The 12,465-nt window shown below is 60.3% G+C and carries 10 protein-coding genes, 1 tRNA gene and 1 other RNA gene; 5 read left to right on the forward strand and 7 right to left on the reverse strand.

What is annotated here, in order from left to right; translation table 11 throughout:
* Nucleotides 1-198: 198 nt before the first annotated feature.
* The 7 genes from THIVI_RS25400 to smpB form a co-directional block, all read right to left on the reverse strand.
* Nucleotides 199-408 (reverse strand): hypothetical protein, encoded by a 210-nt coding sequence (locus tag THIVI_RS25400; RefSeq protein ID WP_217160915.1) that lies wholly within the window; start codon nucleotides 406-408, stop codon nucleotides 199-201.
* Complete coding sequence (locus tag THIVI_RS18865; RefSeq protein ID WP_217160916.1) at nucleotides 359-3,580, reverse strand: type I restriction endonuclease subunit R; 3,222 nt, start codon at nucleotides 3,578-3,580, stop codon at nucleotides 359-361. The genes THIVI_RS25400 and THIVI_RS18865 overlap by 50 nt, the downstream gene beginning before the upstream one ends.
* A gap of 148 nt (nucleotides 3,581-3,728) precedes the next feature.
* Nucleotides 3,729-5,378, reverse strand: a complete 1,650-nt coding sequence (locus THIVI_RS18870; RefSeq protein ID WP_014780129.1) for an ATP-binding protein — start codon at nucleotides 5,376-5,378, stop codon at nucleotides 3,729-3,731.
* Nucleotides 5,375-6,478 (reverse strand): restriction endonuclease subunit S, encoded by a 1,104-nt coding sequence (locus tag THIVI_RS18875; protein WP_014780130.1) that lies wholly within the window; start codon nucleotides 6,476-6,478, stop codon nucleotides 5,375-5,377. The genes THIVI_RS18870 and THIVI_RS18875 overlap by 4 nt, the downstream gene beginning before the upstream one ends.
* Nucleotides 6,479-6,579: 101 nt before the next feature.
* The gene (locus THIVI_RS18880) at nucleotides 6,580-8,745 is read right to left on the reverse strand and encodes a type I restriction-modification system subunit M (RefSeq protein ID WP_014780131.1); all 2,166 of its coding nucleotides are present in this window, start codon (nucleotides 8,743-8,745) and stop codon (nucleotides 6,580-6,582) included.
* Nucleotides 8,746-9,011: 266 nt separating this feature from the next.
* Nucleotides 9,012-9,369, reverse strand: a transfer-messenger RNA (tmRNA) gene (ssrA, locus tag THIVI_RS24045).
* A gap of 47 nt (nucleotides 9,370-9,416) precedes the next feature.
* On the reverse strand, nucleotides 9,417-9,896 hold the full coding sequence (smpB, locus tag THIVI_RS18885; RefSeq protein ID WP_014780132.1) for an SsrA-binding protein SmpB: 480 nt from the start codon (nucleotides 9,894-9,896) through the stop codon (nucleotides 9,417-9,419).
* Between the two features lie 145 nt (nucleotides 9,897-10,041).
* Between smpB and tpiA the strand changes: the two genes are divergently transcribed.
* From tpiA to THIVI_RS18910, 5 genes are all read left to right on the forward strand, one after another.
* Entirely contained in the window at nucleotides 10,042-10,806 is a 765-nt protein-coding gene (tpiA, locus tag THIVI_RS18890) for a triose-phosphate isomerase (protein ID WP_014780133.1), read from the forward strand.
* A gap of 34 nt (nucleotides 10,807-10,840) precedes the next feature.
* Nucleotides 10,841-11,359: a preprotein translocase subunit SecG gene (secG, locus tag THIVI_RS26360; protein ID WP_014780134.1), complete on the forward strand. Its 519-nt coding sequence runs from the start codon at nucleotides 10,841-10,843 to the stop codon at nucleotides 11,357-11,359.
* 8 nt (nucleotides 11,360-11,367) lie between these two features.
* A tRNA-Leu gene (locus THIVI_RS18900) sits at nucleotides 11,368-11,452 on the forward strand.
* Between the two features lie 179 nt (nucleotides 11,453-11,631).
* Complete coding sequence (locus THIVI_RS18905) at nucleotides 11,632-11,988, forward strand: NADH-quinone oxidoreductase subunit A (RefSeq protein ID WP_014780135.1); 357 nt, start codon at nucleotides 11,632-11,634, stop codon at nucleotides 11,986-11,988.
* Nucleotides 11,979-12,455 (forward strand): NuoB/complex I 20 kDa subunit family protein, encoded by a 477-nt coding sequence (locus tag THIVI_RS18910; protein ID WP_014780136.1) that lies wholly within the window; start codon nucleotides 11,979-11,981, stop codon nucleotides 12,453-12,455. Before THIVI_RS18905 ends, THIVI_RS18910 begins: the two co-directional genes overlap by 10 nt.
* Nucleotides 12,456-12,465 lie beyond the last annotated feature (10 nt).

Genomic DNA, 12,465 nt, shown 5'->3' on the forward strand with positions numbered 1-12,465 from the left:
CACGCTCCGAGTCCGAGGATTTCCCGTTCGTTCCATTCGACAAGCCGATCCTTGCGTCGGCTATGCTCTTCGCCCTGAGCGAAGCCGAAGGGCTCGAAACTGCTCCCCTTGATTCCCGAAGAATAATCGAAAGGGTATGTGTGGATACTTCGTTGGATGGCGATCGCTGGCGCGGGTCCAGGATCGCTTGGCCATTCGCTATCCTGAAAGGAACGCACCGCTCACCGACTGTTGCCAGACATGCCGATAAACGATCGCCGCCGCTTCCTGCTTGTCCGCTTCAGTGAAGGACGGCGACGGCAAATCACTGTAAAGCCGATCCAGAATGAAGATTTCCACCTCGGCTTGGGTCTGCTCCTTATCGGTCCAGCGCTCCAGCGGCGCCAGCAGTCCGCGCAGCGCGGTCAACAGCCTCTGGCTTGCCTGTTTGACCTGTTCGCGCTCCGCCTGACCGAAGATGGTCTTTCTTCAGCAGATCGAACAGCGCCAATTCATCCTCGTCCAAGCCTTCCTCGGCGGCGCGCCGTTGCTCCTCGTCGAGACCGGCCAGAAAGTCCGTCAGACGGCTGAAGGTCTCCTCGATGGTGACTCGGTCCTTCTCGCGGTTGTAGTCGGCGATGATCTCCTGGTAGCGCTTGTCGTAATCCATCCGCTGCGGATTGTGCCTGAGCATCTCGGCGAGCTTCTGCTCGACGATCTCGCGGATGTCCTGAAGCGCCGTCGCCTTGCGCCTGACCTTTGTCGCGAACTCGTCGCGGAGTTGTTCCAAATCGATCTGGCTGAGGTCGAAGGTCAGCCCTTCGGCCTGGTCATTGCCCGGCTTTTCGGCGCGGATCGCCTGATTCACGATGCGATGCAGTTCCTTCAAGAGTTCGGTGACATCCGCCGTGTCGCGCCGCTCCGTGAGCTTCTTGTCGATGGCCTCGATGTTGTCGTGCCGTTCGGCGTAGGCAAACGCCGACGGTTCCATCAGCAGCGCCCGGAAACGGACGAAGACCTGACGGGCCAGGATCTCGAAACGCCGCTTGGACTCATCGTTGGTGTAGACGGCATCCACGGCATCCGCGATGCCTTTGATGCGGGCAAATCCTTGAGTGCCGATGAGGGATTGCATCTCGAAGCCGAGCCCACGGACATGGGCCTCGGTCGCCTCGATGGCTTCCAACAATGCCTGCACCCGCTCCTCGATGGGCGCGACGATCTCCTCCTCACCCTCGCCTTCATCGCCAAGCGCATACTGGGCGAGCGCCGAGCGCAGACTCTTGAGCATGCCGTTGTAGTCGACGATCAGGCCGAAGTCCTTACCAGGGTAGCGCCGGTTGGCGCCCTGCATCAGGGTGTGGGCCTTCATCGGCTTGTCGAGGTAGAGGGTGGACAGGCACTCCACATCGAACCCGGTCAGCCACATGGCGCAGACGATGGCGACACGGAAGGGATGTTCAGGGTTCTTGAAGGCCGTCTCGACATCCACCCGCTTGCCGTCCACCGTCTCGAAACCCTGCTTCATCAATGCTCGGTGCGGGATGATGTCGAAGCCCCATTTCCTGAAGTCGGCGACCTCGTTCTGCCCCTCGCTGATGATGATCTCGATGATCGTCTCGTCGAGCCATCGGGCCTGTTCCATCAGCCGATCGCGTTGCGCGTACAGCCGTTGCCGGAGGTCCGGATCGGTCGCGGCCTTGAGATCCGTTTCCCTGGCATCCGCGTCGCGGCGCACGGCGGCCGCCTTGGCCTGCCAGCGCGGCAGGATCCGCTGCTGGACGCGGGCGCAGGTGATCTTGTCGATGCACACCAACAGCGCCTTGCCGGACGCCCAACGGGTCGCGCAATGCTCGACGAAGTCGTCGGCGATCCTGTCCAGGCGCTCGTCGGCCGTGATGATCTCGTAGTCCTTGCCGAGCAGTTTCTCCAGCAGCGCCTCCTGATCGGGGTCCAACTCGGCCTCCTCGATCTTCTCGGCGATGCGGTCGTTCAGATCGAGCCTAGCGATGCCGAGCTTCTCTCCGCGATTCTCATAGACCAGCTTGACCGTGGCGCCGTCTTCCTCGGAGCGTTTGAAGTCGTAGCGTGAGACGTAGCCGCCAAAGATGCGCTTGGTCAGTTCGTCGTGCTTGAACAGCGGCGTACCGGTGAAGCCGATGAAGGCGGCATTCGGCAGGGCCAGTCGCATGTTGCGCGCCAGCTTGCCGGCCTGGGTCCGGTGCGCCTCGTCCGAGATCACGATGATGTCGTCGCGTTCGCTGTAGGGCTCGTTCGGCTTCACGTCCTGGTTGAATTTGTGGATCAGACTGAAGACGTAACGATGGTTCTCCTTGAGCAACTGTTCCAGTTCCTTCCCCGAGCCCGCCCGCGGCGTCCGTTCGTCCGCCACCCCACAACCAGCGAAGGTCTTGTAGATCTGGCTGTCCAGGTCGTTGCGGTCCGTCATGAGGACGAAGGTGAAATTGCCCGGTACGCTCCGGCGGACCTTCTCGGTGAAGAAGGCCATCGAATACGACTTGCCGCTGCCCTGGGTGTGCCAGAACACGCCAAGCCGGCCAAGGTCCGGATGCGCGCGCTCGATCAGCTCCAGCGGTCCTTTGGGGATGTAGGGGCTGGGTTCTTCGGCCGCCTTGAGAAATTGTCGGGATTCGAGCGGCAGCTCGATGACCCGGCTGCGCAGGCGTTGACCCGGCGGAAACGCGCGTTTCAGCGCCTCTTGTCGAACGACCGAATCAACGGCTCGATTCACGCCAAGAACCTGATGATTGCTGGCGACGATCTTCCTGACGGCACCTGCCTTGCTGGCGTCGAACAGGATGAAGTTCTCCACCAGATCGAGCAAGCGGTCTTTGGCGAGCATACCGTTCAGCAGCACCTCGGCCTCCACGCTGCCCTGGTCGCGCTCGTCTTGGCGCTTCCATTCCGCGAAGTGCTCCCAGCCGCTGGTGATGGAGCCGTAGCGCGCCCGATGTCCGTTGCTGACGATCAGAAAGGCGTTGTGGTGGAAGGCATGGGCGATGACATGCTCATCCAGATAATCGCGCAGATTCCCGTCGAAGCCGGCGCGGATGTTCTTGTAGACCGCCTTCAGTTCGATGAAAACCAACGGCAGGCCATTGACGAAGCAGACCAGATCGGCGCGACGATTGTAGTTGGGGGTGCGTCGCCCGGTGAGCTTCAGTTCGCGCACGCACAGGAAGCGGTTATTCTCCGGCTGACGGAAGTCGATGACCTTGGCATAGCCCTGGCGCATCTGCCCTTTCGCATCCCGATAGCTGACCGGCACCCCGTCGCGGATGAAGCGGTAAAACGCTTGGTTGTGCTGCAACAGCGAGCGGCTGAAATCCTGTCGGGTCAGCTTGGTGATGGCCTCCTCGATTGCCTGCTCCGGCAGTTCCGGGTTGAGCCGGACGAGCGCCGCGCGCAGATCGCGGATCAGGACGACCTCGGTCGTGTCGTTGCGCCCAAGCGTACTATTCGGCCCGAAGGTCTCCTGATTCCAGGCGTAGAGACGGTCCCAACCCAGCACCTCATGCAGATGGTTGGCGAAGGTCTGTTGGACCAGGCGGTCTTCGCTGTTGATGTCGGTCACGGCCATCGGATTTCCTCTATCGGACATTCCATCGAACCATAAAGGACATTCACCACCCTTTGTCCTTTATGAATACCCTTTCCAGTCGAGACCTTAGCGAATCAGCGCCACGCTGAGAAGGACTTCGCTCAAACACTTCCGCTGCCGTTGTCCTTTAGGCTGCCGGCGACGAGTCAGCCAGTCGATACCGGCGCCAGCGCTTTTCTCCCCGATAGGTCACCTGGCCCGTTGCCGCCAATCCATCCAGCGCGCGCTTGACGGTCTTGGCGGAAATCTCCGTACCGATCCGACGGTTGATCTCCGGGGTGGACGAGTCGGGGTAGCGCCCCAAGTCCTCCAGGATCAGCGCCGTCAACCGATGCGGTGTAATCCGCGTCAAGGTGGTTCTATCGTCGAGATTTGCCTGGCGTAACCACTCCGGCGCAACGAAGTAGCGCGTCCCAGAGGTCTTTCCGGTCGTGTGCACCAGGCCCCATTCGAGGAGTCGCCCCAGCCAGAGCGCCAGGGGTTCAAGGGTCTCCGTCTCCAGCATGTTGGCCAGCGCGCGCGCCGGCATGCCTTCGGTTTGCGCCAGGGCGCCGAGGGTGATGCGCTCACGCTGAGTCAACTGAAAACGCGCATCGGCTGCGGCCATTAACCGGATGACCTCCGGCTTGAGGATACGCCGCTGGATGGTCACCTTGACCCAATCCGCGCCTTCCTCGATCAGCGGCGCCGGTCGGCCCTGAGACAACAGCCGGTCGTACATGAGATCGAAACCGCTGCCCTCGCGCTCCATCAGCTTCAAGTCGTGAAAGACCCGCGCCAGCGCGTCGTTGCGGCGGCGGCTGGCGTGCAGGATGTTGCGTGGGGTGACCCCCAGGGGCAGCCGGCCGGGGTTGACCACCTCCAGGCGATCCGGATGCAGATTCAAATAGATGTCGCCCTGCTGCGTGTAGGGCCGGTGCACCAGTGCGTTGACCAATAGCTCGCGCACCACCTTTTCGTCGTAGGCCGGCACGCTGGATCGAAACATCCCCTCCGGGACTTCATAGCTTTCGCGAAAGTCGGGGATCTCTTGCCAGACGGCATCCAGCAGTTCTACCGGCGAAAAGGCACAATCGTCCCACACCCACTTGTTGATCTTCTGCCCCAGCATGTCGTACTTGATCGCCTGCACCAAGGGCGCGGTGCCCAGGGCCCGCCGATCGGTCATGGTGCCGAGCAACAGAACACCAAGCCGCGTCAGCGTTGCCCCTTGGGCAAGCCCGTAATGGGTCAGCAGCTCATCCGGTCCTTTTTCCTTCACCGAGTCCTTGACCCGGTCGGAGTCGCGGATCGCCTGCACGAAACCGGCGAGCTTGGCAGGATCCGTCGCGGCACACACGACACCGGCCTCCATCGACTCCCAGGAGCGGCCTGGCCGCTCGTTGGCCAAGCGCAGCACGTCATCCCCCAGGATCGGTCGGCAGCTATCGCCCACCCGCAGGAAGTAGCGCCCATCCGTGGTCGAGGCGACGCTCGGCGAGCGGTCGATCAGCAACTCGATGAATTCGCCACCGTTCGCGGCCCGCTGCACGCCGGGCAACGCCTGGACGTTCACCGTCAGCTCGCCGATCCGTTTGCGCAGCCGATCGATCAGTTCCGGTGGAATCCCTTGTCCGGCAGGCGGCTCTGTCTCGTTATCCTCGATCCCGATCAAGAGTCGACCGCCTTGGCTATTGGCGAAGCAGACGCAGTCCTTGGCTATCTCGTCCCAATGCGGGTTCTTGCCGGTGACGGTGCGCAGCGACTTGCGGTCGGTGTGCTGGTCTTCCAGCGTCATACCGCGATCTCGCCGCTCATCAGGCGGGGGAGGAGGATGTCGCGGGCGGTGCGGAGTTTTTGGTTGGCGAACGTGAGAGTCCTTAACTGTTCCACGATCGGCTCGATGGTCGCCTGGAAGCTATCCAACAGTCCGGGCGGCGGTAGTGGTGCAGGATATGCCCGCATCTGCTTCCAATCCGCGCGGGGCATCTTGGAGCCCTCTCGCATTGTCTGAGCGGTGGTGGCCACAAACGGATCGCTCGACGCGGTCATCAAGACGAAACCAAGATGGTGCGGGTGGTAAGGGCGAAGCACGATCGCATCAGAGGACGCTACTCCGTCCAGAAATGCGATCCCTACCTTGTGAAAGTACGGACGGATCTTTCCGAACAGGACATCTCCCGCCGCGAATCGGTGCTTGCTGCTCGTCACCTGTTCCGCTGTGCCCCACTCAGTCAGGGCGATTGATCGGCGGGGAATATGTTCTAAGCCAATGTAGGCAGTGTCCGGATCGAGCGCTTCGGGATTGACGGTCTCTCGTATTTCGCAGCACAGATCACCAAAAGTCGTCCGCTCCCATCCTTCCGGTACACCTTCGATGATGCGAGTGTGCTCATGGCCGGGGAAGCGCAGGCGGACGAACCATTCGCGGTAGATCTGCCGCGCAGACTCCTCCAGCAGCGCCATCCGCCGGCGGTTGTTTTCGATCAGGTCGTCGTAGGCTTTCAGAATTTCGGCGACTGTATTCTGCAAAGGCAAGGGTGGAGCAACTACCGGCAGCCTTGCAAGCTCACTTCCACGTATCCCCTTTACAGTTGCGCCAGAGACAATAGTTCTGATTAATCCGCGTCCTTCTGGGGACGCAAAAAAATAATGGAAAAATCTCGGGTTGGCTTTGTCCTGATTCAGCCTCACCCTGATGATTGATGACTCGAAAGTTAGCGGCTCTGTTGGAGCAACGACTAAGGCACATTTTCCGGCGCCAGCCTCGACGACAGAGCGCCTACCAAATAAAAGGTCACCATCTTGAAGTCCTGACCTGCCCAGCTCAGCTGCGGATAACTCGATGCGCTCCATTTCTTGGGATCCAATGAACTCATTTCCAAAGAGTTCGCCCATATTGACCAACTTGATTCCGCGCCCTCGAAACGGAGCTGGCTTGTAAACCCCATTTCGGGAAGGCTCAGCGTAAAGCGTGACGAATGGAATAGGAGCGAACCTCACACGCCTAACTCCTCAAAATTCGCCTGAATCCGTGTCGCCAACTCGACCGCCTCACGATTCAAGTCCGCCAACTCAACATGGATGTCAAGCAGGGTCTGCTCGAAATTGAAATCCTCGTCCTCCTCGGGTGGGGCGACGCCGACATAGCGACCGGGGGTCAGGCTCCAGTCGGCGGTCTCGATTTCTGCACGAGTGACGGACTTGCACAGACCCGGCACGGCGACGAATTCGGCCTTGGGAAAGCGTTCCTGGAGCCAGACGATCTGACGGTGGAAATAGACGGCGAGCTTGATCTGCTCGACGGCGGTCTTGCGCTCGGCATCGAGCGGCTTGAGGCGGCGTGACAGGGCCTTGGCGTCGCGGGCGAATGAATTCGCCCCTACAAGCTCCAATGAATTCGCCCCTACAGGCTCGTCGCGAGCGAGATCCTGAGCCAATTGCGCGGCGCGGGCGGCGAGCTTGTAGAGCAGATCGATCTGTTTGACCAGGCCCTTGATGCGTTCGGCCAATGGGGCGAAGGCGTGCCGGGCGGCGTGCTGATCCGTGTTGCCAGCGGGCGGTGTCTTGGCTGTCATCGCGGCGAAGGTCGCCAGGGCATCCATCAGGGACGTGCGGTCGGTCTCGTAGGCGCTCTCGGCCTCGGTCAACTCGGCCAGTGCATCGGACAGCGGTTGCCGTTGCGCCTCCTCGATGTCCGCGATGGCGCCGATGCCATCGGCGAATGCCTTGAGCCCGTCCTCGATCTCGACGAGCCGTTCCTCGAAGGCGAGCACGGCCTCCTCGATCAGGGCGATCTCGTCGCGGATGCGGTCGACATAGCCCGCGACCAGATCCAGGAAGCGTTGCCGCTGACCTCGGTACAGCCAAACGATGGCGGTGAGATTGGCGAGTTGCTCGGGGCTGAAGTCGTAGATCTTGCGCGTCACCTTCCGGTAGACGTTACGGGCGTCGATCATCAGCACCCGGTCGCGCCGTTCCTCGGGCTTGCTGCGGTCCAGGTGCCACAGCTCGCAGGGAACGGTGCGGGTGTAGAAGAAGTTGGAGCGGATGGCGATCATCACGTCCACGTCGCCGGTCTCGACCAGCTTGCGGCGCACCAACGCCTCCCCATGGCCACCACTAGACGCCTGGGAGGACATGACGAAACCGGCCCGCCCCGTCTCGCTCAGGTAGCTCCAGAAGTAGGAGATCCAGAGATAATTGCCGTTGGAGACGGTCTCCTTCTTCGTCTGCTTGTTCTTCGTGGTGCCTGGCAGTCCAAACGGCAGGCGGCAATCGCCCGCAACGCGGGATGCATCGACCATGTCCACGTTGAAGGGCGGATTGGCCATGGCGAAGTCGCACCGACCGTAGAGGCTATGTACGTCCTCGTAGAAGGTGTTGGCCTCGCGGATGTCGCCCTCCAGGCCATGCACGGCGAGATTCATCTTGGCCAGCCGGATGGTGGTGCCGGTCTTCTCCTGACCGTAGAAGGTCACCCGATGGCTGGTGTCCCCGCCGCGATCCTCGATGAAGTGGCTGGACTGCACGAACATGCCGCCCGAGCCGCAGGCGGGATCGAAGACGATGCCATGATCGGGCTCGATGACGTTGACGAGGGTCTGCACCAGCGCGGGCGGCGTGAAGAACTCGCCGCTGTCCTGCGCGCCCTGGATGGCGAACTTCATCAGGAAGTATTCGTAGATGCGCCCAAACACGTCGCCCGAGGCGGTGCGCAGCGCCTCGCTGTCGAAGATGCGCAGCAGGTTTTCGAGCAAATCGGGGTCGAAGCCTTCGTAGTCCTTGGGGAGCTGACCGGCGAGCGGCGCGAAGTCGGCCTCGATGGCGTTCATGGCCCCAACCAGTGCCGCGCCGAGGTTGGCGTCTTTTGGCCGTTCGAGCAAGGTGTCGAAGCGCGCCTCCAGCGGCAGCAGCATCGCCCGCCGCTTGAGGAAGTCGGCCTTGACCAGTGGGCGCTTGGGCATCCTGCCCGCCGTCTGGTCGGCCTCGATCGCGGCTCGGGCCGCCTTGTAGCGGTTGAAGGCGTGTCGCAGAAAGATGATGCCGAGTACCGGCATCACGTATTCGCTGGAGGTCAGTTTGGAGTTGGCGCGGAGCTGATCGGCGGCCTCCCAGAGGCTGGATTCGACCTGCTCGATGTCTTTAAGGGCATTCCCTGTCATTCTGAATCGTTCACTCTATGGTTCTTTGGTGGCGCCCTTGCCAGCGGGCTGATGCGAGACGGGTACGCCGAGTCGATGCGTCTTCGCTTAGTCCGACACCGACATCTCGATCACCGCACAAGGGGTGAATGAATTCGCCCCTACTACTAATGATGTCGCGCACAGGCGGCAGGTGATCCGCTCCCCGTGGTTCGGACAAGCAATGCAATAAAAAACCCGCACGTAGGCGGGTTTTGATCGTTCACGGAGTGTCGCGGATGTTGAATTGGTGGAGGCGGCGGGAATCGAACCCGCGTCCGCAAGCCCTCTGCCATTGGCTCTACATGCTTAGCCCATTCTATTGTTTTTTAGCTTCCCGATTGCCCGAAGGGCAGGGCGGTCGGTCAGCGATTCCGTTAGGTTTTAGCGGATCAGGTCCGGACGCCCATCTCCGCGATCCTGTGTAATTTTACCCCTGGAACCCGTCGCCCACAGGCGAGAAACGGTCAGAGGCTCGCTGGGTTAAGCAGCGAGAGCGTAGTTGTCGTCGTTGGCAACTATAAGTTTGCGGATGGATTTACGAGGTAACCGCGCCTCGGCATGCACCTCAGGTTTTGCGACCCACGTCGAAGCCATGTCGCCCCCAGGTGATCGATTGGTCACTATAGACGCGCTTTGGTTCCCCGGCAAGCTCAGCCGGTCTTGAACAGGCGTTCCTTGTCGCGCTGCCAGTCGCGATCCTTCTCGGTCGAGCGCTTGTCGTGCTGTTTTTTGCCCTTGGCGAGGCCGATTTCGAGCTTGGCCCGGCCCCGTTTCCAGTACATCGCGGTTGGCACCAGGGTGTATCCGGCGCGTTCGATCAGTCCGATCAGTCGGTTCAGTTCGGGGCGCTTGAGCAGCAGCTTGCGGCTGCGCGTGGGGTCCGGATTGATATGGGTGGAGGCGGCGGCCAGCGCCGAGATGTGGGTGCCGATGAGGAAGGCTTCGCCGTGCAGGATCTTGACGTAGCTTTCCTTGAGCTGGATCCGCCCCGCGCGCAGGCTCTTGACCTCCCAACCCTCAAGGACCATGCCGGTCTCGATGCGCTGCTCGATGAAAAAATCGTGGCCCGCCTTCTTGTTGAGGGCGATGGTCGCGTTGCCGGGGGTCTTGCTCTTTTTATCTTTTGTCATGTCGTCAGTTTAAAGGAAAGAGGCCGGGGGTATAAATGGTTCCCTTGGCTGAATGTTGCCTCGATTCTCGGCCCGCCGCCAAACTTGCGCTTGAATTCTGCAAAAAAATGGCTATGATCGCTGGCTCACTTTATGGAGTTCCGTTATGCGCCAGCCATTGATCGCGGGAAACTGGAAAATGAACGGCACCAGGGCGAGCGCCGAAGCGCTGTTGTCTGGTGTGGTTGCTGGCGCGTCGACGATCTCCAAAACGGAAATCGTGGTTTGCCCGCCGTTTCCGTTTCTGTCTCTCGGTGAACGATTGCTTTCCGGCGCGTCGGTGAAACTCGGCGCGCAGAATGTCTGCACCAAGGATGTCGGCGCCTACACGGGTGAAGTGTCCGCCGCTATGCTGGCCGAATTCGGTTGTTGCTATGTCATCTGCGGTCATTCCGAGCGCCGCGAATATTATGGCGAAACGGACGCGATCATCGCGGAAAAGCTGACCGCCTGCGCGAGTCAGGGTATGATCCCCATTCTCTGCGTCGGCGAAACCCTGCAACAGCGTGAGCAGGGACTGACAGAAGACGTGATTGCCGGTCAGCTCGACGGTGTTATCAGTCAAATTGGGATCGATGCGTTCCATCAGGCCGAGATTGCCTATGAACCGGTCTGGGCGATTGGCACGGGGATGACTGCGACTCCCGAGCAGGCTCAGGATGTGCATGCGTTCATCCGTCAGCGGATCGCGGAACGCAGTCAAACGATTGCCGAGAAGATCCGGATTCTCTATGGCGGCAGCATGAAAGCCGCGAATGCCCGCGATCTGCTGTCGCAAGCCGATATCGATGGAGGCCTGATCGGTGGAGCTTCTCTGGTTGCTGCTGATTTTCTAGCGATCTGTCAGGCTGGCGATCTGGTGGCGGGCTAAGGCTCGTCCGCTGAGTTTCCAAAAAGAGTAGCGCATGCAAACCATTTTGACAGTTGCCCAAGTCTTTTTGTCGCTCGGACTGATCGGTCTGGTGCTGATTCAGCATGGCAAAGGGGCGGATGCTGGCGCTGCCTTCGGGAGTGGCGCCTCTCAGACGGTTTTCGGATCTCAGGGGTCGGGCTCGTTTTTGACGCGAATCACTGCTATCGTAGCAACCCTGTTTTTCCTGACAAGTATGGCGCTGGCGTATTATGCCACTCAGGGGAACGAACCCGCCGGCTTGATGGACGACCTTGGCGATACCGCGATCATCAATGAGTCTCCCAAGGCGATCGAGCCGAACCCGGCTCCGGTCTCTGACATCCCGGCGATTCCTGGTGAGCCGGGATCGATCAAGGCTGATACCGCGACCGATGTGCCCGCATTGCCTGGAGCGGTTGAGACAGTTCCCGAGATTCAGGGTGGGGTGCCATCAGAGAGAGCGAATAACGGGGCTGATTCAGCGCCAGCAGCGGACGTGACTCCAGCTCCGAATGAAGAGACGACTAAATGATTTATCCTGCCGACGTGGTGAAATTGGTAGACACGCTATCTTGAGGGGGTAGTGGCGTAAGCCGTGCCAGTTCGAGTCTGGCCGTCGGCACCAATCGCAAAAAATTACGGCATGCCGCCTACGCGGCATGCCGTTTTTTTTTGGTAATAAAGTGGCCCAAATGCTTGAAAAACTTAATATTTTGGATTGATCTTCGGGTTGACATATAAGCAACGGCTGCACTAGACTCCCTCATCGCCTAGACGCATGAAAAAAATAACAGTGAGGGGACAGTGCTTGAGAACTATCTTCCGATCCTGCTCTTCATCCTCGTCGGGATCTTGGTAGGCGTCGGTCCGCTCGTGCTCGGCTACCTGCTTGGGCCGCGTCGGCCGGACAAAGACAAAGACGCCCCTTACGAATGTGGCTTTGAAGCATTCGAGACCGCCCGTCTCAAGTTCGACGTGCGTTTCTATCTGGTGGCGATCCTGTTTATCGTGTTCGATCTGGAAATCGCCTTTCTCTTTCCCTGGGCTGTCGTGATCGGCGATCTCGGAATTCTTGCCTTCTGGGTGATGGCGGTCTTCCTCGGCATCCTGGTCGTTGGCTTTCTCTACGAGTGGAAAAGGGGGGCGCTGGAATGGGAATAGAAGGCATCCTTGAAGAAGGCGTCGTCACTACGACCGCCGATAAGCTGATCAACTGGGCGCGCACCGGTTCGCTCTGGCCCATGACCTTTGGTCTGGCTTGCTGCGCCATCGAGATGATGCACGCCGGCGCCGCGCGTTATGACCTGGACCGCTTCGGCATCGTTTTTCGCCCGAGTCCGCGTCAGTCGGACGTGATGATCGTCGCCGGGACGCTGGTCAATAAAATGGCCCCGGCGCTCCGCAAAGTCTACGACCAGATGGCCGAGCCGCGTTGGGTGATCTCGATGGGTTCCTGCGCCAATGGCGGCGGTTATTACCACTATTCCTATGCGGTCGTGCGCGGTTGTGATCGGATCGTACCGGTCGATGTCTATGTGCCGGGCTGTCCGCCGACGGCGGAGGCGCTGCTCTACGGCATTCTGCAGCTACAGAATAAAATCCGCCGCACGAATACCATCGCCCGCTGAGTGTTTTCAG

Origin of the sequence: Thiocystis violascens DSM 198, from assembly GCF_000227745.2 — a bacterium.
Lineage (GTDB): Bacteria > Pseudomonadota > Gammaproteobacteria > Chromatiales > Chromatiaceae > Chromatium > Chromatium violascens.